Origin of the sequence: Janthinobacterium sp. 75, from assembly GCF_004365495.1 — a bacterium.
In the GTDB taxonomy this organism is placed as follows: domain Bacteria; phylum Pseudomonadota; class Gammaproteobacteria; order Burkholderiales; family Burkholderiaceae_D; genus Janthinobacterium.
Genome location: NZ_SORD01000001.1, coordinates 52,311 through 78,845 on the forward strand (window position 1 = coordinate 52,311; position 26,535 = coordinate 78,845).

Annotated in this window: 23 protein-coding genes and 1 other RNA gene; 3 read left to right on the top strand and 21 right to left on the bottom strand. The window is 62.0% G+C overall.

Annotated features, from left to right (window positions below; translation table 11 throughout):
• Positions 1 to 8: 8 nt before the first annotated feature.
• From murG to rnpB, 11 genes are all read right to left on the bottom strand, one after another.
• Positions 9 to 1,103 (bottom strand): undecaprenyldiphospho-muramoylpentapeptide beta-N-acetylglucosaminyltransferase, encoded by a 1,095-nt coding sequence (murG, locus tag C8C89_RS00255; RefSeq protein WP_133988612.1) that lies wholly within the window; start codon positions 1,101 to 1,103, stop codon positions 9 to 11.
• Positions 1,100 to 2,311 carry a putative lipid II flippase FtsW gene (gene ftsW / locus C8C89_RS00260; RefSeq protein ID WP_101483928.1) on the bottom strand — a complete coding sequence of 404 codons (1,212 nt, stop codon included), beginning with the start codon at positions 2,309 to 2,311 and terminating at the stop codon, positions 1,100 to 1,102. The genes murG and ftsW overlap by 4 nt, the downstream gene beginning before the upstream one ends.
• The gene (murD, locus tag C8C89_RS00265) at positions 2,311 to 3,867 is read right to left on the bottom strand and encodes a UDP-N-acetylmuramoyl-L-alanine--D-glutamate ligase (protein ID WP_133988613.1); all 1,557 of its coding nucleotides are present in this window, start codon (positions 3,865 to 3,867) and stop codon (positions 2,311 to 2,313) included. The genes ftsW and murD overlap by 1 nt, the downstream gene beginning before the upstream one ends.
• Positions 3,867 to 5,042 carry a phospho-N-acetylmuramoyl-pentapeptide-transferase gene (mraY, locus tag C8C89_RS00270; protein ID WP_101483926.1) on the bottom strand — a complete coding sequence of 392 codons (1,176 nt, stop codon included), beginning with the start codon at positions 5,040 to 5,042 and terminating at the stop codon, positions 3,867 to 3,869. The genes murD and mraY overlap by 1 nt, the downstream gene beginning before the upstream one ends.
• Positions 5,043 to 5,044: 2 nt before the next feature.
• The gene (gene murF / locus C8C89_RS00275; protein WP_133993052.1) at positions 5,045 to 6,475 is read right to left on the bottom strand and encodes a UDP-N-acetylmuramoyl-tripeptide--D-alanyl-D-alanine ligase; all 1,431 of its coding nucleotides are present in this window, start codon (positions 6,473 to 6,475) and stop codon (positions 5,045 to 5,047) included.
• Positions 6,476 to 6,486: 11 nt separating this feature from the next.
• Positions 6,487 to 7,995, bottom strand: a complete 1,509-nt coding sequence (locus C8C89_RS00280; protein ID WP_133988614.1) for a UDP-N-acetylmuramoyl-L-alanyl-D-glutamate--2,6-diaminopimelate ligase — start codon at positions 7,993 to 7,995, stop codon at positions 6,487 to 6,489.
• A gap of 8 nt (positions 7,996 to 8,003) precedes the next feature.
• Complete coding sequence (locus C8C89_RS00285; RefSeq protein WP_101483924.1) at positions 8,004 to 9,782, bottom strand: penicillin-binding protein 2; 1,779 nt, start codon at positions 9,780 to 9,782, stop codon at positions 8,004 to 8,006.
• Positions 9,782 to 10,051 (bottom strand): cell division protein FtsL, encoded by a 270-nt coding sequence (gene ftsL / locus C8C89_RS00290; RefSeq protein WP_034748894.1) that lies wholly within the window; start codon positions 10,049 to 10,051, stop codon positions 9,782 to 9,784. Before ftsL ends, C8C89_RS00285 begins: the two co-directional genes overlap by 1 nt.
• Positions 10,048 to 11,025, bottom strand: a complete 978-nt coding sequence (rsmH, locus tag C8C89_RS00295) for a 16S rRNA (cytosine(1402)-N(4))-methyltransferase RsmH (RefSeq protein WP_101483923.1) — start codon at positions 11,023 to 11,025, stop codon at positions 10,048 to 10,050. Before rsmH ends, ftsL begins: the two co-directional genes overlap by 4 nt.
• Before the next feature lie 9 nt (positions 11,026 to 11,034).
• Positions 11,035 to 11,463, bottom strand: coding sequence for a division/cell wall cluster transcriptional repressor MraZ (mraZ, locus tag C8C89_RS00300; RefSeq protein WP_101483922.1), 429 nt, complete (start codon positions 11,461 to 11,463; stop codon positions 11,035 to 11,037).
• A 662-nt stretch (positions 11,464 to 12,125) separates the two neighbouring features.
• An RNA gene (rnpB, locus tag C8C89_RS00305) (RNase P RNA component class A) lies at positions 12,126 to 12,465 on the bottom strand.
• Between the two features lie 235 nt (positions 12,466 to 12,700).
• Between rnpB and C8C89_RS00310 the strand changes: the two genes are divergently transcribed.
• Positions 12,701 to 14,404, top strand: a complete 1,704-nt coding sequence (locus tag C8C89_RS00310; protein WP_133988615.1) for a thiamine pyrophosphate-binding protein — start codon at positions 12,701 to 12,703, stop codon at positions 14,402 to 14,404.
• Positions 14,405 to 14,477: 73 nt separating this feature from the next.
• Here C8C89_RS00310 and C8C89_RS00315 read toward each other — a convergent pair whose 3' ends face one another.
• From C8C89_RS00315 to C8C89_RS00360, 10 genes are all read right to left on the bottom strand, one after another.
• On the bottom strand, positions 14,478 to 15,023 hold the full coding sequence (locus C8C89_RS00315; protein WP_133988616.1) for a hypothetical protein: 546 nt from the start codon (positions 15,021 to 15,023) through the stop codon (positions 14,478 to 14,480).
• A 150-nt stretch (positions 15,024 to 15,173) separates the two neighbouring features.
• Positions 15,174 to 16,238, bottom strand: a complete 1,065-nt coding sequence (locus C8C89_RS00320; protein ID WP_101483919.1) for a porin — start codon at positions 16,236 to 16,238, stop codon at positions 15,174 to 15,176.
• 973 nt (positions 16,239 to 17,211) lie between these two features.
• Positions 17,212 to 17,667 carry a nuclear transport factor 2 family protein gene (locus C8C89_RS00325; protein ID WP_101483918.1) on the bottom strand — a complete coding sequence of 152 codons (456 nt, stop codon included), beginning with the start codon at positions 17,665 to 17,667 and terminating at the stop codon, positions 17,212 to 17,214.
• Entirely contained in the window at positions 17,664 to 18,431 is a 768-nt protein-coding gene (locus C8C89_RS00330) for an SDR family NAD(P)-dependent oxidoreductase (protein ID WP_101483917.1), read from the bottom strand. The genes C8C89_RS00325 and C8C89_RS00330 overlap by 4 nt, the downstream gene beginning before the upstream one ends.
• On the bottom strand, positions 18,428 to 18,979 hold the full coding sequence (locus C8C89_RS00335) for a DUF3833 domain-containing protein (protein ID WP_243857852.1): 552 nt from the start codon (positions 18,977 to 18,979) through the stop codon (positions 18,428 to 18,430). The genes C8C89_RS00330 and C8C89_RS00335 overlap by 4 nt, the downstream gene beginning before the upstream one ends.
• 14 nt (positions 18,980 to 18,993) lie before the next feature.
• On the bottom strand, positions 18,994 to 20,256 hold the full coding sequence (locus C8C89_RS00340) for an MFS transporter (protein WP_133988617.1): 1,263 nt from the start codon (positions 20,254 to 20,256) through the stop codon (positions 18,994 to 18,996).
• Entirely contained in the window at positions 20,253 to 20,801 is a 549-nt protein-coding gene (locus tag C8C89_RS00345; protein ID WP_101483914.1) for a chalcone isomerase family protein, read from the bottom strand. Before C8C89_RS00345 ends, C8C89_RS00340 begins: the two co-directional genes overlap by 4 nt.
• A gap of 2 nt (positions 20,802 to 20,803) precedes the next feature.
• Positions 20,804 to 22,030, bottom strand: a complete 1,227-nt coding sequence (locus C8C89_RS00350; protein WP_166674843.1) for a cyclopropane-fatty-acyl-phospholipid synthase family protein — start codon at positions 22,028 to 22,030, stop codon at positions 20,804 to 20,806.
• A 26-nt stretch (positions 22,031 to 22,056) separates the two neighbouring features.
• Positions 22,057 to 22,851, bottom strand: a complete 795-nt coding sequence (locus tag C8C89_RS00355; protein ID WP_133988618.1) for a DUF1365 domain-containing protein — start codon at positions 22,849 to 22,851, stop codon at positions 22,057 to 22,059.
• Entirely contained in the window at positions 22,841 to 24,151 is a 1,311-nt protein-coding gene (locus C8C89_RS00360) for an FAD-dependent oxidoreductase (protein ID WP_133993055.1), read from the bottom strand. The genes C8C89_RS00355 and C8C89_RS00360 overlap by 11 nt, the downstream gene beginning before the upstream one ends.
• Positions 24,152 to 24,353: 202 nt before the next feature.
• On the opposite strand from C8C89_RS00360, the gene C8C89_RS00365 reads away from it, so the two are divergent.
• Both C8C89_RS00365 and ftsY read left to right on the top strand, forming a co-directional pair.
• Complete coding sequence (locus C8C89_RS00365; RefSeq protein ID WP_101483912.1) at positions 24,354 to 25,304, top strand: MerR family transcriptional regulator; 951 nt, start codon at positions 24,354 to 24,356, stop codon at positions 25,302 to 25,304.
• A 165-nt stretch (positions 25,305 to 25,469) separates the two neighbouring features.
• Positions 25,470 to 26,528, top strand: a complete 1,059-nt coding sequence (gene ftsY, locus C8C89_RS00370) for a signal recognition particle-docking protein FtsY (protein ID WP_101483911.1) — start codon at positions 25,470 to 25,472, stop codon at positions 26,526 to 26,528.
• Positions 26,529 to 26,535 lie beyond the last annotated feature (7 nt).

Here is a 26,535-nt window from a genome sequence, read left to right on the forward strand (position 1 = left end):
AGCTAACCTCATGCCAATTTTTCCAATACGTGTGCGATCGCCTCATTGGCGTCGCGCTTGCCTGCTGCCAGTGCCGCTTGCGCCATCTGCTGGCAGGTATCGCGGCTCAGCGACGCCAGCAAGGCGCTCAGCGACGCCGCACTCATTTCCGTCTGCGGCAGATGAATCGCCGCGCCCTGCTTCGCCATCCATTGCGCGTTGTCGCGCTGGTGGCTGGTGGTTGACGCTACCAGCGGCACAAGCACGCTGGCCACGCCGGCCGCCGTCAGTTCCGACAGGGTGATGGCGCCAGCACGGCAAATCACCAGGTCGGCCTCGGTATAGGCCTTGGCCATGTCGTCGATGAAGTCGACCACATCGGCCTGCACGCCCGCCTGCGCATACGCTGCATGCAGGGCGTCGATATTCTTCTTGCCCGACTGGTGCGTCACCAGCGGACGTTCGCCCTCCGGCATCAAGGCCAGCGCGGCGGGCAGATTGTCGTTCAGCGCTTTCGCGCCCAGGCTGCCGCCCACCACCAGGATACGCAGCGGCCCGCTGCGGCCCGCAAAGCGGGACGCCGGCGGCGCCATGGCGAGAATCTCCGCGCGCACGGGATTGCCCGTGACGACGGCCTTGCCCGCAGCGCTGCCGAAATCGGCGGGAAAACCGAAACAGACCTTTTGCGCCAGCGGCACCAGCGTCTTGTTCGACAGCAGCAGCGCCGCGTCGGCATTGACCAGCACCAGCGGCACGCCCTTCAGGCGCGCCATCAGGCCGCCCGGCACGGTCACGTAGCCGCCCATGCCCATCACCACGTCCGGCTTGCGGCTGGCGATAAAACGGCGAATGGCAAAGAAGCTCGCCAGCATCTTGAAACCGCCTTTGACCGTATGCGCCAGGCCCTTGCCACGCATGCCTGAGAACGCGATGGCATCCATGGGAATGCCGCTTTTCGGCACCAGTTCCTGTTCCATGCCGTGGGTCGTGCCCAGCCAGCTCACTTCCCAGCCGCGCGCGCGCATCGTCTGCGCAATCGCCAGGCCCGGGAAAATATGGCCGCCAGTACCGGCCGCCATGATCATCAGTCTTTTCGTCGTTTTCAAGTTCGTCACATTGTTCATAGCCGGCCTCCGCGCATCAGGATCCGGTTTTCGTAATCGATGCGCAGCAAAATCGCCAGGCCGATACAGTTAATCAGTACGCCCGTGCCGCCATAACTCATCAGGGGCAAAGTCAGCCCCTTGGTCGGCAGCAGGCCAAGGTTCACGCCCATGTTGATGAAGGTCTGCACGCCGATCCAGATGGCGATGCCTTTCGCCGTCAATCCGGCGAAGGTCTGGTCGATGGCGATCGCCTGCCGGCCGATGTCGAAGGCCCGCTTGATAATCCAGTAAAACATGCCGATCACGATCAGCACGCCCACCAGGCCCAGTTCCTCGCCGATCACGGCCAGCAAGAAGTCCGTATGCGCTTCGGGCAGGTAGTGCAGTTTTTCCACGCTGCCGCCCAGTCCCACGCCAAACAGTTCGCCGCGCCCGAAGGCGATCAGCGAGTGCGTCAACTGGTAGGCCTTGTTGAGCGCATTATCTTCCTGCCACGGATCGAGATACGCAAAAAACCGCTCGCGGCGGAATTTCGACAAGGCGATGATGGTGACGAAGATCGCCGTCAGCATGGCGCCGATGCCGCCGAACCAGATGGCGTTGACGCCGCCCAAAAACAGAATGCCCATGGCGATGCAGACGATCACGCCGAAAGCGCCCAGGTCGGGTTCCATCAGCAGCAGCAGGCCGACGAAGCTGACGGCCAGCGCCATCGGCATGAAGCCCTTGGTCAATTTGTGCATGTACTCCTGCTTGCGCACGGTGTAGTCGGCGGCGTACAGCACCATCACTACCTTCATCAGTTCGGACGGCTGCGGACGCAGGCCCGGCAAGTTCAGCCAGCGGCGCCCGCCATTGACCGACACGCCCAGGCCAGGTATCAAGACCATTACCAGCAGCACCAGCGTGCCGATGAACAGCCACGGCGCGATCTTTTGCCAGGTGGCGATGCGGATGCGGAACACCATTGCGGCGACGATGATCGATACGCCGATGAACAGCGCCTGACGCACAACGAAATAATTGTTGGTGTAGGCGGCGAACTTGCGCGCGTCCGACAGCGAAATCGATGCCGAATACACCATCACCATGCCCAGCAGCATGAGCAACAGGACCACCCACACCAGCGGCTTGTCATAGTCCATCATCTTCGACTGCCGCGCGCGGCTATCCAGCGGCTTGGCAGCCGAGCCGGAACCAAAGCTGAAGGGCAGTTGGAAGGCCATCAGATATCCTGTCCGTTTTCCAGCGCGATGTCGCGCACGGCGTCGACAAACACCTGCGCGCGGTGCGCATAGTTCTTGAACATGTCCAGGCTGGCGCAAGCGGGCGACAGCAGCACGGCATCGCCGGCCAGCGCCAGGCTGCTGGCGCGCTTGACGGCTTCCGGCAAGGTGGCGCAGTCGACGATGTCCACGCCGGCCGGCTCAAGGGCCGTGCGCAGCGCCGGCGCGTCGCGGCCGATCAGCACCACGGCGCGCACATAGCGCGACACGGGTTCAGCCAGCGGCGAGAAATCCTGCCCCTTGCCATCGCCGCCGGCGATCAGCACCAGGCGTTGTTCCGCACCGCCAAACGCCTTGCCCAGGCCGAACAACGCAGCCACTGTCGCGCCCACGTTGGTGCCCTTGCTATCGTCGTAGTATTCGACTTCATTGACGGCCGTGATCAGTTCCACCCTATGCGGCTCCCCCTGGTACTCGCGCAAGCCGTGCAGCAGTGGCGCGAACGGCAGGCCGATGGCGCGGCACAGGGCAAGCGCCGCCAGCGCATTCGAGGCATTGTGCTGGCCACGGATTTTCAGCGCATCGGCCGGCATCAGTTTCTTGGCCATCGTCGGCACCGGTTCCGGTGCCGGATCGTTCTTCCTGCGTTTCTTCTCGATGACCTCTTCGCTGGGCACGGCTTGCGCCAGCCAGAAAATACCCCGTTCATTGACCAGGCCAAAGCTGTCCACCTCCGCCGGCTCGCCCGTGCCGAAGGTAACGGTCTCGGTCAGCGGATCGGCCATGTGCATCACGGCGGCATCGTCGCGGTTCAGGATGCGTACTGTCTGGTCGCCGAAGATGCGCGCCTTGTCTTTGGCATACGCAGCCATGTCGCCATGCCAGTCCAGGTGGTCCTGCGACAGATTTAGGACCGTGGCCGCATCGGCCTGCAGGCTGAAGGTCGTGTGCAACTGGAAGCTGGACAACTCCAAAATCCACGCCTGCGGCAAGGTGCTGGCGACAGCTTCCGCCACGTCAGCTTCCGCATCCACCGGCTGCGGCGCAGGCTCGGCATCGAGCACTTCGCGCAACACATCCAGCGCCGCCGGGCTGATATTGCCGGCCACGCGCGTGGCCAGGCCCGCGCGTTCGCACAGCAAGCCTACCAGGCTGGTCACCGTCGTCTTGCCGTTGGTGCCCGTGATGGCGATGACTTTCGGCGCATAGCCGCGTTCCGCCTTCAACGCCGCCAGCGCTTGCGCGAACAGTTCGATCTCGCCCCATACGGGGATATTTTTCTCGGCAGCGGCAGGTGCAATCTGCGCCAGTTCGCGGCCCGGCGCCAGGCCGGGGCTGACCGCGACGAAGTCGACGCCATCGAGCAATTCGGCCGTGAAGGCGCCAGCGATGAAGCGCGCCTGCGGCACGGCGGCCTGCAAGGCGGCCAGGCGCTCCGGGGCTTCCCTTGTATCGGCCACGCGCACGGCCGCACCGCTGCGGGCCAGCCACAGGGCCATGGCCAGCCCCGATTCGCCGAGGCCCAGTACCAGTGCGGTTTTAGCGTCGTACATCATTAGCGCAGCTTCAAGGTGGTCAGGCCGAGCAGCACCAGCATCATGGTGATGATCCAGAAACGCACGACAACCTGCGTCTCTTTCCAGCCTTTTTGTTCAAAATGGTGATGCAGTGGCGCCATCAGGAAGACGCGGCGGCCCGTGCCGTAGCGCTTCTTGGTGTACTTGAACCAGACGACCTGGATGATCACAGACAGTGTTTCGACGACGAAGATGCCGCCCATGATGAACAGGACGATTTCCTGGCGCACGATGACGGCCACGGTGCCCAGTGCGCCGCCCAGTGCCAGCGCGCCCACGTCGCCCATGAACACTTTCGCAGGGTGCGTGTTATACCAGAGGAAGGCCAGGCCGGAACCGGCCAGCGCGCCGCAGAAAATTACCAGTTCGCCGGCGCCCGGAATATGCGGGATGAACAGGTAGCGCGCATACGTGGCGTTGCCCGTCAGGTAGGCGAACAGGCCCAGGGCCGTACCCACCATCACGGTCGGCATGATGGCCAGGCCATCGAGACCATCCGTGAAATTGACGGCGTTGCTGGTGCCGACGATTACGCAATAGGTCAGCGCAATGAAGCCCCACACGCCCAGCGGATAGCTGATGGTCTTGAAGAACGGGACAATCAGGTCGGCCTTGGGCGGCAAGTCCATGGCGAAGCCGGACTGCACCCAGGCGTAGATCAGATTCCACACCTGGCCAGCATTGGGCTCGGAGATGGACACGGAAAACGCCAGGTAAAACGCGGCGGCGATGCCAATCAGCGACTGCCAGAAGTATTTTTCGCGCGAGCGCATGCCTTCCGGGTCCTGGTGCACCACCTTGCGGTAGTCATCAGCCCAGCCGACGGCGCCAAAGCCCAGGGTGACGATCAGCACTGGCCAGATGAAGCGGTTCGACAAGTCGGCCCACAGCAAGGTGGAAATGCCGATGGCAATGAGAATCAGCACGCCGCCCATGGTCGGGGTGCCGTGTTTTTTCAGATGCGTTTGCGGGCCGTCCGTACGCACGGCCTGGCCGACCTTCATGCGCGTGAGCATGCGGATCACGGCGGGACCGGCGCACAGGCCGATCAGGATCGCGGTCAGGGTCGCGAAGACGGCGCGGAAAGTGATGAAGTTAAAGACCCGCAGTGGGCCAATGTCGTCCTGGAAATAATGAGCGAGCCAGAGCAGCATGATTAGTGAGCTTCCTTGTTTTTGTTGTTTGAACCAATCAAATGCTGCACGGCCCGTTCCATTTTCATGGAGCGGGAGCCCTTGATTAATACTGTTGCATCCGAGCGGCCGGACAGATGCGCATCGAGCGCTGCCAGCAAGCCGTCGAACTGTTCGAAATACTCCACGACCGTGCCCGATTCCTGGCTGGCGGCAGCCTGCGCCGCATTCACCAGATGGCGCGCCAGGCCGCCCGTCGCCAGCACGTGTTCGATGCCTTTGGCGGCGGCGTAGGCGCCGATCTCTTCGTGGAACTGCTGCCCCTGCGTGCCAACTTCCGCCATCTCGCCCAGCACCAGAATGCGCGGTGCCGCGGCCTGCGCCAGCACGTCGATGGCCGCCCTCACCGAATCCGGATTGGCGTTATACGTGTCGTCGATGATGGTGGCGCCGTTGACGGCACGTTTTTTCTGCAGGCGACCGTTCACGGGCGCGAACGCCTCCAGGCCCTGCTTGATATGCTCGATGGCGATACCGGCGCCAATGGCGCATGCCGCCGCAGCCAGCGCATTGCGCACATTGTGCTCGCCCGCCGCCTGCAAGCCGACGAAGAACTGGCGCAAGCTGCCATCCTGCGCGCGCACGCTGACGAACATGTCGCTGCCAAAATCCTCGGCCACGCGATGCGTGCAGCTTACGTCGGCATCCTTCGACAGCCCGAAGGTGATGACGGCGCGCGCGCCGGCCAGTTCGCGCCACAGGGGCGTGAATTCGTCGCCGTGCGGGAAAACAGCCACGCCGTCGTCGGCCAATGCAGCCAGCGCGGCGCCGTTTTCACGCGCCACCGCTACCACCGTGTGCATGAATTCCTGGTGCTCGCGCTGCGCGTTGTTAACCATCGCCAGCGTCGGCGCGGCGATTGCCGCAAGGCGCGCGATTTCGCCCGGATGGTTCATGCCCATCTCGATCACGGCCGCCTTGTGCTGATCGCTGAGGCGGAACAGGGTCAATGGCACGCCGATTTCATTATTCAGGTTGCCGCGCGTGGCCAGGCGGCCTTCTTCGCCAAAGGCCGTCGCCAGGATGGACGAAATCATCTCCTTGACGGTGGTCTTGCCATTGCTGCCGGTAACGCCAATGACGGGCAGGTTGAAACGGCCGCGCCAGTAATTGGCGATGCGGCCCAGCGCGACCAGGGTATCAGCGACCACGATGGCCGGCACCTTGCTGCTATCCCAGCCTGCGGGCAGGCGCTCGACCACCACGGCGGCAACGCCACTGGCGGCCACCTGGTCGAGGAAGTCATGGGCGTCGAAACTTTCGCCGCGCAAGGCGACGAAGAGCGAGCCGGCTGGCGCGCTGCGGCTGTCGGTTGATACACCGTCAAAAACGGTGTCGCCCGTCATCTGCGCGCCATGCAGGGCAGGCATCAGTTCGGCCAGGGTCGCGTGCATGAGGCGGTCCATCAGTTCGTCCTCATCATGGTCAGGCGCGCGGACAGGGCCAGCTGCGCATGATCGGCATCGGAGAACGGCAGTTTCTTGCCCTTGATTTCCTGGTACGGCTCATGGCCCTTGCCCGCCAGCAGGATCACGTCCGGCTTGGCGGCATGCTTGATGGCCGACAGGATGGCTGCGGCGCGGTCTTCGATAGCCTGCGGCTGCGGTCCGTCTGTGCGCATACCGGCGACGATCTGCGCGATGATGGCGTGCGGGTCTTCGCTGCGCGGATTGTCGCTGGTAACCAGCACGTGATCGGCCAGCTGCGCGATGGCGCCCATCTGCGGACGCTTGCCCGGATCGCGGTCGCCACCGCAGCCGAACACGCACCACAGCTGGCCGCCCCGTTCCTGCGCCACCTGGCGCAAGGCGGCCAGGGTTTTTTCCAGCGCGTCCGGCGTATGCGCGTAATCGATGACGACCATCGGCGCTTCCTGTCCACCCACCTGCTGCATGCGGCCGGGAGCCGGCTGCAGCGATTCGATGCCGTCGATGGCGGCGCGCAGGCCGGTGCCGTGCGCCAGCAAGGCGCCCAGCACGGCCAGCGCGTTGCTGATATTGAAGTGACCCACCAGTTGCGTTTTGACCAGCGCCACGCCCAGCGCGCATTCCAGATGGAAGTCGGTGCCGGCATTGCGGCTGCGGAACTGGCTGGCACGCAGCATCAGCACGCCCGGCAGGTCGGGCAAGGCCGCCGCATCCTGCAAGGTGTAGCCGATGACCGGATACTCGCCCGCCAGCTTGCCGTCCACGTGGCGCGCCAGACGCAAGCCCATGGGGTCGTCCAGGTTGATGACGGCCGTCTTCAGGCCGGGCCAGTCGAACAGCTTGACTTTGGCCGCCTCGTAAGTGGCCATGTCGCCATGGTAATCGAGGTGGTCGCGCGTCAAATTGGTGAACATGGCGACATCGAAATGCATGCCGGCCGCGCGGTCCTGATCCAGGCCAATCGACGACACTTCGATGGCAACAGCCTTGGCGCCAGCGTCGCGCATGGCGGCGAGTTTACGCGCCAGCAGCACGGCGTCGGGCGTGGTGTAGCCGGTGACGTCGAATTCGATGGCGCCGCGCGGCCTGCACAGGCCCACGCCCAAAGTACCGATGACGGACGATGTTTCGCCCAGGCGCGCCAAGGCCTGCGCCAGCCACAAGGCGCACGAGGTCTTGCCATTCGTGCCCGTCACACCAGCGCTGAACATGGCACTGTCGGGCATGTCGTAAACAGCATGTGCCACGGGGCCAGCCAGGCGCTTCAGGTCGCCGACCAGCAGATGCGGCACATTCCATGCGGCGTTCCATTCCACGGCGTCATGCACGATGGCGGCGGCGCCCTGCTCGATAGCGGCGTCGATGAAATGGGTGGCGCCAGCGTAGGCGAAAAACACGTCGCCGCGCTGCACGCGCCGCGAATCGGACGTCAGCTGCCCGGACGGGGCAGCCGCTTTGATCCACAAACTGATGTCTTGTATGGTCATGAGTGACTTCACATGGCCTCCGGGCCGGCATTGGCCGGGACCACGATTTCGGTAACGGAGGAATCGGGCGGTACGTTCATCGCGCGCAGCGCGTTGGTCGCAATCGCCGCGAAAGCGGGAGCGGCCACCTGGCCGCCGTAGTGGGCGGGGCCGGTCGGTTCATCGATCATCACGGCAATGATGAAGCGCGGCGCCGACATCGGCACCATGCCCACGAAAGAGCCAATATATTTGCGCGGCATCGCATAACGGCCGTTTTCCACCTTGTAGGCGGTACCCGTCTTGCCGCCGACGCGGTAACCGGCGACCTGGGCGCGCTTGGCCGAGCCGTGCGCGCCGGAGACCACCAGTTCCAGCATGGCGCGCATTTCGGCGGCCGTCTTCGGCTTGATCACCTGCTGGCCCACAGGCAGCTCATTGACCTTCTGGAACGATAATGGAATCGTGTCGCCATCACGGGCGAACATCATGTAAGAGCGCGCCAGCTGGATCAGCGACACGGAAATGCCGTTACCGTAGCTCATGGTGGCCTGTTCCACCGGGCGCCACGATTTATATGGACGCACGCGGCCGGCCACAGCGCCGGGGAAGCCCCATTTCGGCTGCTGGCCGAAGCCTACCTTGGTAAACATTTCCCACATTTCCTGCGACGGCATGCCCAGCGCGATTTTCGAGGTGCCGATGTTCGACGACATCTCGATGATTTCAGAGACATTGATCACGCCGTGCGGCTTGGTATCGGTAATGGTTCGGTCGGCGATGGTGTAGCGGCCCGGCCCCGTGTCGATCAGGGTGGTCGGCTTGACGCGTCCCGTATCGAGCGCCAGCGAGACGGTGATCGGTTTCAGGGTCGAACCGGGCTCAAAGGTGTCGGTCATGACGCGGTTGCGCAGCTGCTGGCCCGTGAGCTTGCGGCGGTCGTTCGGGTCATAGCTGGGGTAGTTGGCCAGGGCCAGCACTTCACCCGTGTGCACGTCGAGCACCACGGCGCCGCCAGCCTTGGCATTAAATTTTTCCACCGCTTCCTTCAACTGCGTGAAGGCGATGTACTGGATCTTGCTGTCCACGGACAGGGTCAGGTCCTTGCCGTCATGCGGTTCGTGGATGAAGCCGATATCTTCGACAATGTGGCCCAGGCGGTCCTTGATCACGCGGCGGCTGCCGGTGGTGCCGACGAGGGTTTTCTGCTGCGCCAGTTCCATGCTTTCCTGGCCCACGTCTTCCACATTGGTAAAACCGACCACGTGGGTCATCACTTCGCCCTGTGGATAAAAGCGCTTGTATTCCTTGCGCTCGTCGATGCCGTCGATGCCCAGCTTGGAGATCTTGTCGGCCACGTCCATCTCGACCTGGCGTTTCAGGTAAACGAAGCTGCGGTCCGAATCGAGCTTCTTGCGCAATTCGTTGACATTCATTTCCAGCAAGCCGGCCAACGCGTTGATTTTCTCGGGTGACGCCTGCAGCACGTCGTCGGGAATGGCCCAGATGGCTTTCACGGGCACGGACGAGGCCAGCACCTGGCCGTTGCGGTCGGTGATCTTGCCGCGCGTGGCCGGCAGTTCCAGCGTGCGTTCGTAGCGTGCCTTGCCCTGCTTTTGCAAAAACTGCGTCGACACGCCCTGCAGCCACAGGGCGCGCACGCCCAGGCCGGCGAAAGCGAAGAACAGCAGGAACAGCACGACGCGCGAACGCCAGACGGGCAGTCGCACCGCCAGTACGGGGTTCTTCGAGAATGGCACGCCTTTCGATGCCGCCACCCTGCCGTTGCTGTTACCGCCCAACTTCATTATTCGCCCTCCGTCAGGTACTGCGTACGCGCCGCCGTCAGCGGCGTCATGCTCAGGTCACGCCGAGCAATCGATTCAATGCGCTCATGCTTGCCCAGGGTCGACTGGTCCAGCTGCAGCTGCGCCCAGTCGATGTCGAGCTGGCGGGACAGCGCTTGCGCGCGCTCCAGGTCGATCAGCAGGTGGCGCGACTGGTACTGCGCGTTCACCAGCGACAGGCCACAGCACACCAGCAGGGCCGACAGCACGACACAAAGCTTGCCAGTCATCGGGAGCCGCCATTCGCAGGGGCGACCAGCGGCAGGCGCTGCGCCACGCGCATCACGGCCGAACGCGAACGGGGATTCCCCTCGATCTCGGCATCGGACGGCTTCATCTTCAAGATCAGCTTCATTTCCGGCTGCGGCAAGTCGACCGCGCGGATCGGCAGGCGGCGGTCAGGCTGCTCCACGTTCGCCTTCGAGGCGAAGAAGCGCTTGACCATGCGGTCTTCCAGCGAATGAAAACTGATCACGGCCATGCGCGCGCCGGGCGCCAGGCAGGCATACGCCTGGCTCAGCCCGATCTCGAGATCCTCGAGCTCTTTGTTAATGAAAATGCGTATGGCCTGAAAGGTGCGGGTAGCGGGGTCCTTACCCTTCTCGCGGGTCTTGACGGCGCCTGCCACGATGCTGGCAAGCTGTCGTGTGCTTGAAATTGGCTGGACTGCCCGGCCAGCAACAATCGCCTTTGCAATCTGAAAAGCAAACCGTTCTTCCCCATAATCGCGTATCACTTTCTCTAAATTCTGCTCGGTTTCCACCGCCAGCCATTCGGCCGCGGAGATACCGCGCGTGGTATCCATGCGCATATCCAGCGGTCCGTCGTTGCGGAAACTGAAACCGCGCGCTGCATCGTCGACCTGCGGCGACGAGATGCCCAGGTCGAGCAAGATGCCGTCCACCTGCCGGACGCCACGCGCGGCCAGGCTGGCCGTCATGGTGGCAAAGCTGTCATGGACAATTTCAAAGCGGGGGTCGCCGATCTGTTCGGCCGTGGCGATGGCTTGCAAATCCTTGTCGAAGCCGATCAGGCGCGCATCAGCGGCCAGGCGCGACAAAATCAATCGGCTATGCCCGCCGCGGCCAAACGTGCCATCGACGTAAATGCCGTGCGCGCGGTCGCCCGTGAGGTCGAGCGCATCGACCGCTTCATCGAGCAGCACCGTGCGATGCTGAAATTCCGGCACCGTGAGTTGTGTCATTACGGAGCCTTAGAAAGAAAAATTGGAAAGTACATCGGGGGTGCCGGCATCGATCGCCTGCTGTTCTTTATCAGCCAACTTGACGGCATCCCATATTTCAAAGTGACTGCCCATGCCGATCATCATGACTTCGCGCGACAGCCCCACGGCGTTGCGCAATTCGGGCGAGATCAGCACGCGGCCAGCCGAGTCCAGCTCGACGTCGACGGCGTTGCCGAGGAAGATGCGCTGCCAGGCGCGCGCCGACATGGGCCAGGCGGCGATTTGCTGGCGGTGGCTTTCCCACACGGGACGGGGGAAAAACAGCAGGCAGCCATCGGGGTGTTTGGTCAAGGTCAAACGGCCTTCGCATTGAATCGCCAGCGCGTCACGGTGCTTGGCAGGGATAGACATCCTGCCTTTGGCATCGAGATTGATTGCGGACGCGCCTTGAAACACGGAAGACCTTTTTTGAGCTTGGGTTGCGACGCTTGCGCATCACGATGAAAAGGGGAAATTTCCCACAAAAACACACTTTTTCACACAGTTGCCCACTTTAGAGTAAGCAAAGATAGTGGTCAAGCGGTTTCCGATTGGTAAAACAGGAATTTTATTAATGAAATTAAGGACTTAGCGCATATCGTTGAAGCAGTCTCAAATAAAAATATATCGATAAATTAGATACTTATGAAAGATAGTGAATGTGCTACCTCATCTGCACACATGTGTTTTCCTACCGTAAACATCGAAAAAGACGAAATCGAAAAATTGAATTTTTTACAGTTAGTTGACACATGACAATACTTTCGTCATCCAGGCACAACAGCAAGCAGCCACAGCAAAAGACTTGGTTTAAGGCAAAAAAAATTCGCCCATGACGCGCTCCCGCCCGGTTTTCCGGGGCTAGCCTGATGCAGACAAACTATTTTTGCAATGCAGCAATTAATTGAAAAGAAGAAACTTTAACCAATTGTTCATTTTTAGTTGTATATACAACTTTATCTTAACTGCTATATTTTTAGAAACAAAAAAAGCCCCTTTGCGGGGGGCTTTTTGGTGGCGCGCAGCAGGCAAGCCGCTGTGTCCGATACACTCCCCGGCAGACCAGGGAACACAAATTCAAGTGAAGCAGGCCGATAGGCCGGATTTTGTTACGGCGCCTTCCCTTGCAGGTTGGCGCTATGACAGTCATTCCTCTAGGCGCCAGATTACTCGGGCGCTCAAGCTTTCTACCCGCACGCTCCGCGAGCAGCATCATCGCGTGCCTATTTGAAATTGCACCAGGTGGAGGTTACCGCGTTTCACCGTAACTTAATACGCTCGTCTCTGTGGCCCTATTCCTCGCCTTATACCTTGCGGCTTTCAGCGGACGGCCGTTAACCGTCACCCCGCTCTATGGAGTCCGGACCTTCCTCCCGCTAGTGCATTGCTGCACCAGCCAGCGACTGTCTGGCCTGCTTCACCCGCCATTGTACCGCGCCGCAGCATGTTTCTGCAAAAAGGCCTGTGCAGGCGCGAAACCGCTCGCCGGCCCCCTCGTCGGGCCCCGGCCCGGGGGATTGTGTAATTCGGTGTCGCCATTTCAAAAGCCGGGCCAAATCGGCTCACATAGAATGAGGCAAGCTGCTTGCATGCAAGCGCATGCGCACCGCTTGCCCCACTTCTTTGCCACCCACTAGAATATAAAGAGCCGAACATGACGCAACAATCCCGTACCGGCGGCCAGATCCTGGTCGATGCCCTGCAGATCCATGGTGTCGACACCGCTTTTGGCGTGCCTGGCGAAAGCTACCTGGACGTGCTCGACGCACTGCACGATTCGGGCATCCGCTTCATCATCAACCGCCAGGAAGGCGGCGCCGCCTTCATGGCCGAAGCCTACGGCAAGCTGACGGGCAAGCCGGGCATCTGCTTCGTCACACGCGGACCGGGCGCCACCAATGCCTCGATCGGCGTGCACACGGCGTATCAGGATTCCACCCCGATGATCCTGTTCATCGGCCAGGTCGGCAATGATTTTGTCGACCGCGAAGCGTTCCAGGAAATCGACTACCGCCGCATGTACGGCCAGATGGCCAAGTGGGTGGCGCAGATCGACCGCGCCGAGCGCATTCCCGAATACCTGGCACGTGCCTTCCAGGTGGCCACCAGCGGCCGCCCCGGCCCCGTGGTGCTGGCCCTGCCGGAAGACATGCTCATTTCCATGGCGACTGTCGCAGACACGCGCGCCTACCAGCCCGTGCAGGCTGCGCCATCAGACGCGCAGTTGCAGCAGCTGCGCGCCATGCTGGCCACGGCGAAACAGCCGCTGGTCTTGCTGGGCGGCACCACCTGGACGCCGCAGGCGTGCGCCGACCTGCAACAGTTCGCCGAGGCGAATCACTTGCCCGTCGCCTGCGCCTTCCGTTTCCAGGACTTGCTCGACAATGCCCACCCGAACTATATCGGCGACGTCGGCATCGGCATCAACCCGAAACTGGCCGCGCGCGTGAAAAATGCCGACCTCGTCATCGCCATCGGCCCGCGCCTGGGTGAAATGACGACGGGCGGCTACACCCTGTTCGACTCGCCCGTGCCGCGCCAGCGTCTGGTGCACATCCACACGGACGCCGAAGAGCTGGGCAGCGTTTACCAGGCTGAGCTGATGATCAACAGCGGCATGCCGCAGGTCTGCGCCATGCTGGCTGCCATGGACCCCGTGGACGCTTCCACATGGAAACAGTCGCCGGCCGAAGCCAAGGCCGAGCTGGCAGCCTACCAAGAGCGCCCACCCATCTTCCAGGATGGCCAGGCGCCGCTGGACCTGTGGCAAGTGACGCAGGAAATCATGGCACAGGTGCCCCCCGACACCATTCTGACGAACGGCGCCGGCAATTACGCCTCGTGGGCGCACCGCTTCTACCGCTATGGCGGCATGCGCACGCAACTGGCACCGACGAATGGCGCCATGGGCTACGGCGTGCCGTCCGGCGTGGCGGCAAAGATCGTGCATCCGGAGCGCACCGTGATCACCTTTGCCGGCGATGGCGAATACATGATGAATGGCCAGGAACTGGCCACCGCCGTGCAATACCAGGCGGGCGTGGTCATCATCGTCTTCAATAACCAGATGTTCGGTACCATCCGCATGCACCAGGAGCGCGACTACCCGGGCCGCGTCTCTGGCACGACCTTGCACAATCCCGATTTCGCGGCGCTGGCGCAAGCGTATGGCGCGCATGGCGCAGTGGTGAATACGACAGAAGAATTCGCCCCTGCGCTGCAACGGGCGCTGGCACACGCCAGGACGCACAGCTTGCCGGCCCTGATCGAGCTGCGCTACGACGGCAACCTGATCACGCCGAATGCCACCCTGGCCACCATCCGTGCCACGGCAGAAAAGGCGCAGGCGGCCAAATAAGCCCCTTGCAAGGCGAGAAACAACAAAGGCCCGGTCGATACCGGGCCTTTTTCTTTTTGACAGAGGCAATCGCTCAGGCAGCGGGCACGGGCGCACTTTCCTCGGCAGGCACGGCCTCCGCCGGCGCTTCCGGCATCGGCGGGCATGGCGTGCAATTTTTCAGGGGACGGCCGAAATCGCGCACGCGGCTCAGTTTCATGGGCATGCGCACATTGCCGCCGCAGTAATCACCTTCCAGTGTCAGGGTTTGCCCATCTTTGGAAAACTTGCCGACGATGGTGCGCTCTTCATTGTCGGCGCCCGCGATGGTGAAATCGAAGGCGCCCGTGGCGGTGTCCAGGTTGACGTCGTTGGCCACGATAGGCCAGCTCAGGGCACCCGCCGTGAATTCGTAGATGACGGAATCAGCCTCGGCGAAGCGGTGCAGGGTCACGCGCTGGCCGCCGATCTCGCCGCTATCCTTTTGCAGACATAGATCCGAGTAGACGGCCACGCCATAGCGCTCCAGTCCAACCGGCTTCTTTCCCTTGACTGCCGCGAAGGCGGCACCGGTGGCGCTGGCGAGCAGCAGCAGCGCGGCCAGCATGGCAGCCAGACGCGGCGAGGTGTATGAATTCATGGCATTCCTTTACTTGAGTAACGGCGCCATTATAACTGGCGCCGCACATGCAAAAACGCGCTGCCAGGCCGAAGCCAGACAGCGCGTTTCTTTGCTTGCAGCATCCCCGAGGGGATGCCTTGGCGGTACTAAGCTTCGCTTGCGCGAATATTAGAACGAGTGACGAACACCAACGTTGAAGGCTTTGTCGCCCGTACCAACATTGCTGTTGTTACCAACGGTGTAGTTAGCGCCGTTTTTGTTCTTGATCTTGGCGTACGAAGCGTAGGTGCTCGTGCGCTTCGACAGAGCGTAGGAGTAACCCAGTGCCCATTGATCAGCATCAGCGTTAGCAGCGGTTTTGTCGTTCGTACGGATGAACGAAGCCATTACGGTGCCAGCTGGGCCGACTGGTACGGTTGCGCCGACCAGGATGTTGTTGCTGTCGGTGCTCAGAGCAGCAGGAGCGTAGTTGTAGTTCTGTACGTTACCGTTGTTCAGGTTGGCGCTTTGTGCACCTTTGTTCACGCCGTATGCGACGTAAGCTTTAGCAACTGCGAAGTCGTAGTTAGCTGCAGCCAACCAGTTGCGGCCGCTACCTTGTTCGATGGTCGCGGTGTCGTTGCTGGTGTTGTTGTAAGCCAGACGTGCATTCAGAGGACCATTCGAGTAGCCAACCGACGCGCCGATTTTGCGGCCGATTTTGTTCGAATCAGCGTTTTCGCCGAAGGTGTACGCTACGTCGCCGTCAAAACCGTTGAAGTTTGGCGAGGTGTACAGCACGGTGTTGCTGGTGCGGGTGTTCGCTGGGAACAAGTTTTTAGCGGAACCAGCGTAGCCAGCTGCGAATGGATCAGCAACTTTCGACAGGGTGTTGTACCAAGGGGTGTATTGACGACCCAGGGTCAGGGTACCGGTCGTTTTGCTGCTCAGACCAACGTAAGCTTGACGGTTGAACAAGGTACCTGCAACGTCTTGTTGACCGTTGTCAACGCTGAAGCCCGATTCCAACAGGAACAGAGCCGACAGGCCGCTGCCCAGATCTTCGGTGCCTTTGAAGCCCAGACGGGAAGCCGAAGCAACGCCGCTGTCCAGCTTGTTTACATTGCCTTTAACGCCGCCGCGCTCGCTGACGAAACCTGCGTCAACGGTACCGTAGATAACAACGCTCGATTGAGCTTGAGCTACGCCAGTGGCTGCTGCCAGAACTGCCAGGGTGATCAGAGTTTTTTTCATTGCAATTTCCTTTAATTTTTGAAGCAAAAAGTAATACAGCCTATGCATCTCGAGCTGCGCTCTAGCAGAGCGCTTTTTATGAGTGAGGGCAAGGTCTCCACCTGCCACATTGCTGTTCCGGTCAGGGGAACATTCATATCGGTATCGGCACGCTATTGCACCGATAAGCTTGAAGGCTGCATAACGACCGTCATTCGTGCGCCGGTTCGGTGCTCAAAGGGCACCGGAAGCGGCACTATAACGACCGTTTCACATTCCATCAAGTTCCAACATGTTACTTCCGGTACCAGGCCAGGGGCTTTTTCAGGCATCCCGACCATCGCCAACCGTACTACGCGACAGAGCCAGTGCCCCTTGCCAACCAATGCATTGGCCTGATTGACCATTCCATCATAGCGCATGGCATGCTGGCACCCGTTGTATTAGTGCAACAGTATCAGGCGAGTGATTAAAACGTCAACATGCTTTACCCGTCATTTGCCCTCAAAGATTTACGCGACAAAGCGCACAATTTGTCAGGCGATAATGGATAAACGGGACGAAGCATACACGGCATCGCCGATGTTTGCTGCCGAATGCCCAAAAACGGGAAATAATGCGCGCTTTTTTGGTGCGTTGCCGCATTATTCAGGGGCGTAGGCGCAAATTTTCACGTCGACGTAGGCTCCCAAAAAATAGCCAGAGTGACAATGAAATTACTGACTTTCCGGTAATTTAAATTGCTCACATAGAAATGTTTTCCATGTTTACCAGCGCATGCGCCGGCGACCAGAGCGAAGCGGATGAGGACGACTCTTGCTTGCAAATTGCGCATCAATTGAAACAATTTCTTACAATGTTGCCTTCTAAATATTTTGACAAATTTGTGTCAAAAAAACGACACTTTGAGCGAAATCAAGTTTTTACGCGCCCGAATCCGCACAATTTACTTTTTCTTTTTCGCATTTTTTGCTTAAAGCATCAAGAAACAATACTAGCGCTGGCTGGCCCGCCGGAGCAGGCGCATGAGGCCGCCCAGCAACGGCAATTTTTCATACAATTCTTCCGCCGCATCCCAATAATCGCGATGCATAAGCACCCGTCCCTGCGCATCGAAGCGCACATGGGTTGCGCCACGAATACATTGATCGCCAGAGACCAGTCGTTTCATGCGGAAGCGAAACTCCCACGTCAGGAACGCCTGCTGCCCCTGCCCCAGGCTTTCCAGCACGACAAACCGGGGCGCGTCGACTTGCACGAACATGTGCTCGAAGATGGCCAGGATGGCGGCATGCCCCACCACCTCGTTGAAAGGATCCTTGAAATGGGCGTCCGGCGCATAGACGGCGCCCAGTTGCGCCAGGTTTTCGAGGCTCAGGTGCTCATAAAACGCCACCAGGCGCGCCAACGCCTCCTCCACGCGCTCCGTCTCCGGCATGCTTGCGCTCATACACCCGTCACTTTGCGGATCAGCCAAAAATAGGCGCGGTACGGCAACAGCCGCGCCAGGCGCAGGGTATTCGTAAAGCGTTTGGGAAAGTGGATGTGAAACTGGCCCCGCTCGATGCCGTCGAGCATGGCGGCGGCGGCGTCGTGCGCCGTCATCAGGGCGGGCATCTTGAAATCATTGTCCGCCGTCAGGGGCGTGGCGACAAAACCCGGGTTGATTTGATACACATCAATCCCGCGTGGATGCAAATCCAGATACAGCGACTCCGTCAGGTTGATCAGCGCCGCCTTGCTGGCGCCATACGCGAGCGCCTTGGGCAAGCCGCCATAGCCGGCCACCGAGGCGACGATGCCGATGCCGCCGCTACCCTGGCGCAACAACCACGGCAAGGCCTGCTCCAGGCAATTGAAGACGCCGCCCACATTCAAGGCCAGCAAGCTCTGGGCAGCCTCAAGATCGAAACTATCGGCGCGCATGGCCTGATAGCCGCCGGCCACCACCAGTATCAGGTCGATATGCGTCCACTGCAGCTGCAGCTGCGCGCAGACGCCCCGTAGCTGCGCGGGCTGGGTGATATCGAGCGGCAATGCCTGCGCCAGCGGCTGTCCCTGGCACAGCTGCTCCAGGCTGGCGCGATGGCGGGCCGACAAGGCTACGCACGCGCCCTGCTCCAGCAGCAAGGTGGCGCACGCGGCGCCGATGCCGCTGGACGCGCCGATGATCCACACGCGCTTGCCGGCCCAGCTGGTGATCTTGCGATTCATGGGACCGCCTGTGGACGCTTGCTGAACGATAAAGTGACGGCGCCCAGGCTGAAGCCGAATTTGCTCATTGCGGCGCGGTTGAGCATGACCTTGTCATCCATCAGGAACATCCAGTCCTCGAAGTCGACGTGGTAGACCGTGCCATCGACGGGCAGCGCCAGCACGTATTGCCAGCGCAGCGCATTGCCGGCCACTTCGCCGATGGCCTCGCCGACCACGTCGGGCGCCGTGCCGATGAAGCGCCCGGGCGCCGTCTTGCGCAGGGTCCACACGCGCCGCTGGCGGCTGCCGTCCGAATACGTGAAATCCTCGTCCAGGGTGCCCGTCTCGCCCGCCCAGCTGGCCCGCATCACCACCGTGAAGCGCTTGACCACCTTGCCCGACCGGTCCTGGAAGATGCCGTGGGCATCGAGCGTGCCATTGAAGTACTGTTGCAGATCCAGCACGGGCAGTTCCTGCGCGTACATGGCCGGTGTGGGTGGCGTGGAACAGGCGGCCAGTGCCAGCAGCAAGGCCGTCGCCGTAATGCCGCGTTGGCAGGATCTCATGAGGTGCATAGTCGCTACTCCCTGGTTTCACTATATATATGTTGTAAAGGCGCGCGCCACAGCAGCAGCGCCGCCAGGAGTTTCAGGGCGCAGGGCAGCAAGGCGTAGGCTGCCGACAAGGCTGGCAAGCCGCTGCTGCTGCCCGGCACATAACCCAGCCAGGCCAGCAGGGGCAAGGCAATGCCGGCCGCCAGCGCCAGGCTCATCTGCACGCCCCAGTTCCACCAGCCGAAATACGCCGCCTCATGCCGCCCGGCGTGGCCCGCCGCGCCGATCAACCCTGCCAGCAGGGCCGGCGGCAAGGCCAGGTCGGCACCCAGCGCCAAGCCCGAAAGCAAGCAGATGCTGGCAAAGCCCCAGGCGGCGCCCGCGTCCAAGCCATACGCCCAGACAAACACGCTGGCCGCCAGCAGCATGGCGCCGCCCCAGGCGCGCGCTTCGCCAAAGCGGCGCGCCAGCGCCACCCAAAGGGGCATCGAAGCGGCTGCCGCGCAAAAATACACAATCAGGAACGGCCCCGCGTAATGCCCCAGGCGCAAATAATCGCCGGCAAAGAACAGGAACAGGGTGGCGGGGATGGCGGCGGCTACGCCATTGACGAGCAAGACGGCGAACAGCCAGCGAAATGCGCGCTGGTGCAACGGGACTTTCCAGCCACTGCCGACGATCACGTCCCCGGCACTGCGCGAGGTCGGCCGCGGCGCGCGCGCCAGCAACAGCGCGCCCGTCGCCAGCAGGCAGACGGCAAAGGCCAGCGACAAGCCGTCATAGCCGAGCACGGAAGTCAGTGCCGCCGCCAGGATAACGCCGAGCAAGCCGCAGCCTTCGCGCACGGCCGCCACCCGCGCCCGCTGCGTGGGCGCCTGACTCAGCGCCGCGCCCCAGCTCTGGTGCGCGATGCCGGCCAGGCCATAGGCGGAATACACGAGCAACAAGGACGCCAGGAACCATGCCAGGGTCGCCCCATGCGACAGGAGCGGCGGATGGAACAGGGCGCCAAAGCCCAGCAGCAGCAAGGGCAGCGCGGCACCGACCAGTACGGCATAGCTGCGCCCTCCGCGCGCCATCCAGGCGCCCATGGCGGGATCGATGAAGGCGGCGGCAATGCGGGCCGCCAGCAGCACGGCGCCGATTTGCGCCAGATCAAGGCTGCTGCGCTGCGCATAAAATGGCGCAACATATATATAGATGGGCAGCGCCAGCATGGCCAGCGGCAAACCGAACAGGCCATAACTGAACAAGGCAGGCAAGGTCAAGGCGCTGGTCCCGCTGCTCATGGCAGCGGCGCCGCACTCTGCAGCAAGGCCGCCCGCAGCTTCGGCGCCGTCGACTCGGGCGACAGCCAGATGGCGAAGAAAGCGCGCGCGAAGTCGCCATCGCTCACATCGGCCAGCATCTTGCCATCGAGATAAAAGCGCACGCCGGGCGCGATGCCGGCCCGATAGGCGCCCGCGATACGCTGGCCTTCCTTGACGTCCGGAAAGATGCGCTGCATGGTGGCCAGCCACGCCAGGCGCTGCTGTTCCGTTCCCACGCCCAGTTTTTGCATCTGCTCATAGCTGGCCTCGGCAATCTTCTTGCCATCGAGGGCGCGCGCGTAGCGCAATTCCAGCACAAAAGGCGCCGTTGCCGACGCAGCGCCCTGGTAGCCTTGTGCGCCCACCCACAGTTGCGCTCGATAAATACGCATGCCGAACCACGTATAGTCGCCCTCCCCCGCCAGGCGGGCCTCGGGCACGTCCACATTCACAAAGGCCGGGGGCGCGGCCACGGCACCGTACATGGTCAAGGACAGCACAACAGCAGTAAGCAAGCGGCGCATGATCACTCCTTGACCAGGGTAAATTGCATGACGTCCGTGTTGTGCGCCTGGAAGGCCGCTTCGCAATAGGCCAGGTAAAACTCCCAGGTCAGCAGGAAACGGCCATCAAAACCCTGCTTTTCCAGCGCCGTGCGCTGGGCCAGGAAGCTGGCGCGCCACAGGCGCAAGGTTTCCGCGTAATCGAGGCCAAAGCTGAAGGCGTCCACTACGCGCAAGCCCTGCGCCTCGGCGGCGCGGCGAAACTCAGCCGGCGAAGGCAGCATGCCACCCGGAAAAATGTATTGCTGGATGAAGTCAGTGCTCTTGCTGTAGCGCTCGAACAATTCATCGGCGATGACGATGGTCTGGATGCAGGCCCGCCCGCCGCGCTTCAAGTTGTGCGCCACGCAGGCGAAATAGCCGGGCCAGTAGCTTTGCCCCACCGCTTCGAACATCTCTATCGAAGCGATGGCGTCGTACTGGCCGTGGCTGTCGCGGTAATCGCACAGCTGCAAATCGGCCAGGCTGGCCAGCCCCGCCTCGTGCAGGCGCTGGCGCGCATACGCCAGCTGTTCGGTCGACAAGGTCAGGCCCGTCACGTGGGCGCCATAGTCACGCGCCGCCGTTTCCGCAAAGCCGCCCCATCCGCAACCGATTTCCAGCACGCGCTGGCCCAGCTGGGGCTGCAGCTGCAGCTGGTCGGCGATGCGCCGGTATTTCGCCACCTGCGCCTGTTCCAGGCTGGCGCCTTCAGTAAACAGCGCGCTCGAATACGTCATCGACGGGTCCAGCCACAGCTGATAAAAGGCGTTGCCAATGTCGTAATGGGCGTGGATATTCTTCTTGCTGCCGGCGCGCGAATTGCGGTGCAGCAGATGGCGCACCTTATAGATCAGGTTGCCCCACCAGTTGCCATAGATCAAGGACTCGATCTGCGCACGGTTGCGTATCATCAATTCGATCAAGCCCGGCAAATTGTCGGTGCGCCAGTCGCCCGCGATAAACGTTTCGGCAAAGCCGATGTCGCCCGAGCGCAAAACGGCCGAGCACAGGCGCCAGTTGTGCAAATCCAGGGTGACGGGGTGGCTGCCATCGCCGTACAACAAGATACTGCCATCCGGCGTGCGCAGGCGCAGGGCGCCATATTGTAATTTCTGCAGCAGGCGCAGAATCATGCGCCCGGTGGCGGGCAGGTCCAGATGCGCGTGGTCGGTCAGGAGATCAGGACGTACACTGCTGCGCGCATGCATGCCGGTCGGTAGGGAGTCAGAGCTCATCAGGAGACCTTTTCTTGTGGAGGGTGGGGTTTGCTGAAAAACGGCACGCGGCGCAGCCACAGGCGCAAAGCTTGCCAATGGATGCGCACCATCACGCCAAACGTCATCAGGGGGTAACGCAGCAAGGCCCAGGCAATGGCGCCGTCGCGCAGCGGCTGCGCCGTGCCGGACAAGCTCGTTTCCAGAATCGGACCGTCGAGGTCGTCGTAATCGACCCGGGCCAGATGGCGCTCGCCGCCCTTGTCGTTGTTGCGCAGGAAACGGAATCGGTACTGTCCTTCCACCTTGCAAAATGGCGAGACATGGAAAATCTTCTTGGCACGCAACTCACTGCCATAGGCGATGGCGCCGCCCTGTTCGAGCAGGTACAGGTGGCGCTCGCCAAAGGTATTGCGCACATCGCACAACACGGCGCGCAGCGCGCCATCCGGGCGGTGGCAAAACCAGAAACTGACGGGATTAAAGACATAGCCGAACATGCGCGGCATGGTTTGCAGCCAGATTTCGCCGTCCGCGTCCGGCACGCCATGCTGGCGCAGCACGCCATCGATCCACTCCAGCAGCGGCGTCGTGCCATCGCCATGGTCGCTGTCGCGGAAGGCCAGCACGTTGGCGCCATTGCGCGAGATCAGGCGGGCAGGAAAGTCGTGCGCGCCCATGCTGCGCAAGGGCAGGCGCAGATAAAACATGCCGTAACTAAAAGCATGCGCGCGCGGACGCAGCCGCGCATGGCGCACCCGCCCGAGACACAGCTGCGGCTGCGGCGGCACGGGCGGCGAGGGATCACGCGGCATGGCCGAGCTCCGCCGACGCCATGCCGTTCAGCGCTTCGGCCACGCCCAGGCCCGACTTCAAGCCGTCTTCATGGAAACCGTAGCCCGTCCAGGCACCCGCAAACCACGTGTGCTGCGCTCCCTGGAACCCGGCCAGGCGCGCCTGGCCGGCAATGGCGGCGCCGTCGAACACGGGGTGGGCATAGGAAAACTCATCGATGATGGACGCCGGATTGGGCTCGTCGAGCGGATTGAGCGAGACGATCACGGGCGTGCTGAATGGAAGCGGCTGTAACTGGTTCAGCAAATAATGTACGCATACCTGCGGCGCATCGCCGTGCGCAGCCGGCCTGCCCTGATAATTCCAGGCCGACCAGGCCTTGCGACGCTGCGGCAGGCAGGATGCATCCGTATGCAGCACAGCGCGATTGGGCTGGTAGCGCACGGCTTCGAGCACACCGCGCTCGTCGTCGCGGATATCGGCCAGCAAGGCCAGCGACTGGTCGCTGTGGCAAGCGAGCACCACATGATCAACATGCTCGACGCCAGCGGCCGTGTGCAGCTCGACCATGCGCGCGCCGCCGTGCGGCTGGCGGCGCACGGCGAGCACCGGGCACGCCAGGCGCTGCTGAGGGATGCCCGCCAGCAGTTTTTCCACGTAAACACGCGAGCCGCCGCGCACCGTGCGCCACTGGGGCCGGTCACTCACTTGCAGCAAGCCATGGTTGTGGCAGAAACGAATAAACGTCGCCAAGGGAAAGGCCAGCATCTGGCGCGCCGGGCACGACCAGATGCAGGCAGCCATCGGCAACAGGTACCAGTGGCGGAATTCGTCACCATAGCCGTGCAGGTCCAGGAACTCGCCCAGTGACATGGCCGGCGCCGGAACGCTCGCCGTGGCCAGGGCGCTGGCCTGACGGTTGAAGCGCACAATATCGCGCAGCATGCGCAGAAAGGCGGGGCGCAGCAGGTTGCTGCGCTGGGTAAACACGGTATCAAAATTGGCGCCCGCCCATTCCAGCACGCGGGCATCGGGCGTAGTGCCCAAGGGCATTTTCACGGAAAACGACATATCGCTGTCGGCCGCCTCGACGCCCAGTTCCCGGAACAGTTGCACCAGGTTCGGGTAAGTGGCGTGATTGAACACGAGAAAACCCGTGTCGACGCCATGCGTGACACCATCAAGCGTGACGTCCACCGTATGGCTGTGACCGCCAAAATAGTCACCCGCCTCATACAAGGTCACGTCCTGGCCGGCCTGCGCCAGGCGATAGGCACACGACAAACCTGCTATTCCTGCACCGACGACGGCGATCTTCATGGCTGCACCCGTTTCATATTTGTCCTGGACAAAATAAGTTTTCTGCATAGTCAGTCAAATATTGATCTATGTCAATGAGGGCGCTTGCCGCTCACAAACTTATACGCTGGCAACTTTCAATCGGATTCAGCTATTTGGTCCCGGGCGATGGAAGGCGTAAAATGCTTCCCACGTTCTTTTGGCATGCGAGCAAGCCCTCTGTATGGATACTGATTTGCAACCGCTGCACCCCCCTTCCGCCTTCAGCATCAGCGACGTCGAGCGCGACACGGGGCTGGCCAAGGAAACCTTGCGTGTCTGGGAACGCCGCTACGCCTTTCCCCAGCCACAGCGCGATGCCTTTGGCGAGCGCAGCTATCCGGCCGAGCAAGTGCAAAAATTGCGCATGGTCAAGCGCCTCCTAGATCTCGGATTTCGCCCGGGAAAAATCATGCAGCACAGCACCTTACAACTGCAGCAACTAGCCAGCGCCGGCAACGCGGCGCCGCCTGCGCCGCAACCGCAACTGGCGTACTACCTGTCCCTGTGCCGTGGCCACCAGATGGCGGAACTGGCCGGTGCCCTGCGCCAGGCCTTGGCCGTGCTGGGCTTGAAAGCCTTTACCATCGACGTCATCGCGCCCCTCACGGCCATGGTTGGCGAAGCGTGGGCCTGCGGCGAATTGGCCGTGTATGAAGAGCATCTATATAGCGAAACCTTGCAGACGGTAATGCGCCATGCCATTTTTTCCCTGCCGCAGGCAAGCAGCCCGTCCACGCGCACGCCGCGCATCGTCCTCAGTACCTTGCCGCAGGAACGTCATGGCCTGGGGCTGCTGATGGCCGAGGCGCTATGTGCGGCGGCCGGGGCCCATTGCATGTCGCTGGGGGTGGAAACGCCGCTGACCGACATCGTCGCGGCCGCCCGCGTGCAACGGGCCGACATCGTGGCGCTGTCGTTTTCCAGCGCCAGCAAGCAAAAGCAGACGCGCGACAGCCTGCAGCAGCTGCACGGGTGCTTGCCGCCAGACATGGAATTGTGGGCTGGCGGACGCAGTCCCGTGCTGACCAGGCAACCGCCGCCCTTTTTGCATGTGCTGGACTTGCGGCAAGTCGACGAAAGCATCGCCGACTGGCGCCGCCGCCACCAGGCGCGCGCCCTGCAAACACACTGAACCGGCTGGAAAGCGGAGCAACTGCGGCGATCTCCGTGGATAGCCGCGCAATGTTGCCAATCGAACAGTAAAGCGTGAAGGGCCGGGCGCGCTCTGGTAGAATAGCCCGTAACAACAGTGTCCGGCGCCGCCGGGCCTTAGGTCAGCACCCGCCACCACACATCCATGTTTAGTTTCTTCAAGAAAAAACCCGTCACTCCCGAGGCTGCGCCAGCCGAGCCCCTCGTCCTTCCCGCCGCCACGCCGCCTGCCCCGCAGCCTGCCGCTGCGCCGCTGAGCGGCGCGCCGGCCGAGCTCGTGCCCGTCATCGTGGCCGCTGAACCCGAGAAAAAATCGTGGATGACGCGCCTCAAGGCCGGCCTGTCGAAAACCTCGAACACCTTATCCGTGCTGTTCGTCGGCGCAAAGATCGACGACGCCCTGTACGAAGAGCTGGAAGCGGCCCTGCTGATGTCCGACGCGGGCATCGACGCCACCGAATTCCTGCTCACGGAATTGAAGAAAAAAGTCAAGGAAGACAAGCTGCTCGACGCCGCCGCCGTGAAGGCCGCGCTGAAGGTGCTGCTGATCGACCTCCTGAGCCCGCTGGAAAAGCGCTTCGAGCTGGGCCGTCACAAGCCCCTGGTGATGATGATTTCCGGTGTGAATGGCGCCGGCAAGACCACCACCATCGGCAAGCTGGCCAAGCACATGCAATCGAACAACCAGTCCGTGCTGCTGGCCGCCGGCGACACCTTCCGCGCCGCCGCGCGCGAGCAGCTGATGGTCTGGGGCGAGCGCAACAACGTCACCGTGATTTCGCAGGAATCGGGCGACCCGGCCGCCGTGGCCTACGACTCCGTGCAATCGGCAAAAGCGCGCGGCATCGACGTGGTGATGGTCGACACGGCAGGCCGTTTGCCGACGCAGCTGCACCTGATGGAAGAATTAAAGAAAATCAAGCGCGTGATCGGCAAAGGCATGGAGGGCGCGCCCCATGAAACCCTGCTCGTCATCGACGGCAACACGGGCCAGAACGCCTTGACGCAAGTAAAGGCCTTCGACGATGCCCTGCAGTTGAGCGGCCTGGTAATCACCAAGCTGGACGGGACCGCCAAGGGCGGCGTGCTGGCGGCGATCGCCCGCGTGCGCCCCGTGCCCGTGTATTTCATCGGCATCGGTGAGAAAATTGAAGACTTGCAGCCTTTCGTGGCTGCCGAATTTGTCGAAGCGCTGCTCGGATAAGCCTATA

Bases quoted from the DNA above. Each gene is read 5' to 3' on its own strand.
- C8C89_RS00280 (WP_133988614.1), bottom strand. From the start codon at position 7,995: ATGACCATACAAGACATCAGTTTGTGGATCAAAGCGGCTGCCCCGTCC.
- ftsL (WP_034748894.1), bottom strand. From the start codon at position 10,051: ATGACTGGCAAGCTTTGTGTCGTGCTGTCGGCCCTGCTGGTGTGCTGT.
- C8C89_RS00340 (WP_133988617.1), bottom strand. From the start codon at position 20,256: ATGAGCAGCGGGACCAGCGCCTTGACCTTGCCTGCCTTGTTCAGTTAT.
- ftsW (WP_101483928.1), bottom strand. From the start codon at position 2,311: ATGGCCTTCCAACTGCCCTTCAGCTTTGGTTCCGGCTCGGCTGCCAAG.
- C8C89_RS00365 (WP_101483912.1), top strand. From the start codon at position 24,354: ATGGATACTGATTTGCAACCGCTGCACCCCCCTTCCGCCTTCAGCATC.
- C8C89_RS00310 (WP_133988615.1), top strand. From the start codon at position 12,701: ATGACGCAACAATCCCGTACCGGCGGCCAGATCCTGGTCGATGCCCTG.
- murF (WP_133993052.1), bottom strand. From the start codon at position 6,475: ATGCACGCGACCCTGGCCGAACTGATGCCTGCCCTGCATGGCGCGCAG.
- C8C89_RS00360 (WP_133993055.1), bottom strand. From the start codon at position 24,151: ATGAAGATCGCCGTCGTCGGTGCAGGAATAGCAGGTTTGTCGTGTGCC.
- C8C89_RS00325 (WP_101483918.1), bottom strand. From the start codon at position 17,667: ATGAGCGCAAGCATGCCGGAGACGGAGCGCGTGGAGGAGGCGTTGGCG.
- C8C89_RS00335 (WP_243857852.1), bottom strand. From the start codon at position 18,979: ATGAGATCCTGCCAACGCGGCATTACGGCGACGGCCTTGCTGCTGGCA.
- C8C89_RS00320 (WP_101483919.1), bottom strand. From the start codon at position 16,238: ATGAAAAAAACTCTGATCACCCTGGCAGTTCTGGCAGCAGCCACTGGC.
- ftsY (WP_101483911.1), top strand. From the start codon at position 25,470: ATGTTTAGTTTCTTCAAGAAAAAACCCGTCACTCCCGAGGCTGCGCCA.
- C8C89_RS00315 (WP_133988616.1), bottom strand. From the start codon at position 15,023: ATGAATTCATACACCTCGCCGCGTCTGGCTGCCATGCTGGCCGCGCTG.
- murG (WP_133988612.1), bottom strand. From the start codon at position 1,103: ATGAACAATGTGACGAACTTGAAAACGACGAAAAGACTGATGATCATG.
- C8C89_RS00355 (WP_133988618.1), bottom strand. From the start codon at position 22,851: ATGCCGCGTGATCCCTCGCCGCCCGTGCCGCCGCAGCCGCAGCTGTGT.
- C8C89_RS00330 (WP_101483917.1), bottom strand. From the start codon at position 18,431: ATGAATCGCAAGATCACCAGCTGGGCCGGCAAGCGCGTGTGGATCATC.
- mraY (WP_101483926.1), bottom strand. From the start codon at position 5,042: ATGCTGCTCTGGCTCGCTCATTATTTCCAGGACGACATTGGCCCACTG.
- rsmH (WP_101483923.1), bottom strand. From the start codon at position 11,025: ATGACACAACTCACGGTGCCGGAATTTCAGCATCGCACGGTGCTGCTC.
- C8C89_RS00350 (WP_166674843.1), bottom strand. From the start codon at position 22,030: ATGCATGCGCGCAGCAGTGTACGTCCTGATCTCCTGACCGACCACGCG.
- C8C89_RS00285 (WP_101483924.1), bottom strand. From the start codon at position 9,782: ATGAAGTTGGGCGGTAACAGCAACGGCAGGGTGGCGGCATCGAAAGGC.
- C8C89_RS00345 (WP_101483914.1), bottom strand. From the start codon at position 20,801: ATGCGCCGCTTGCTTACTGCTGTTGTGCTGTCCTTGACCATGTACGGT.
- murD (WP_133988613.1), bottom strand. From the start codon at position 3,867: ATGATGTACGACGCTAAAACCGCACTGGTACTGGGCCTCGGCGAATCG.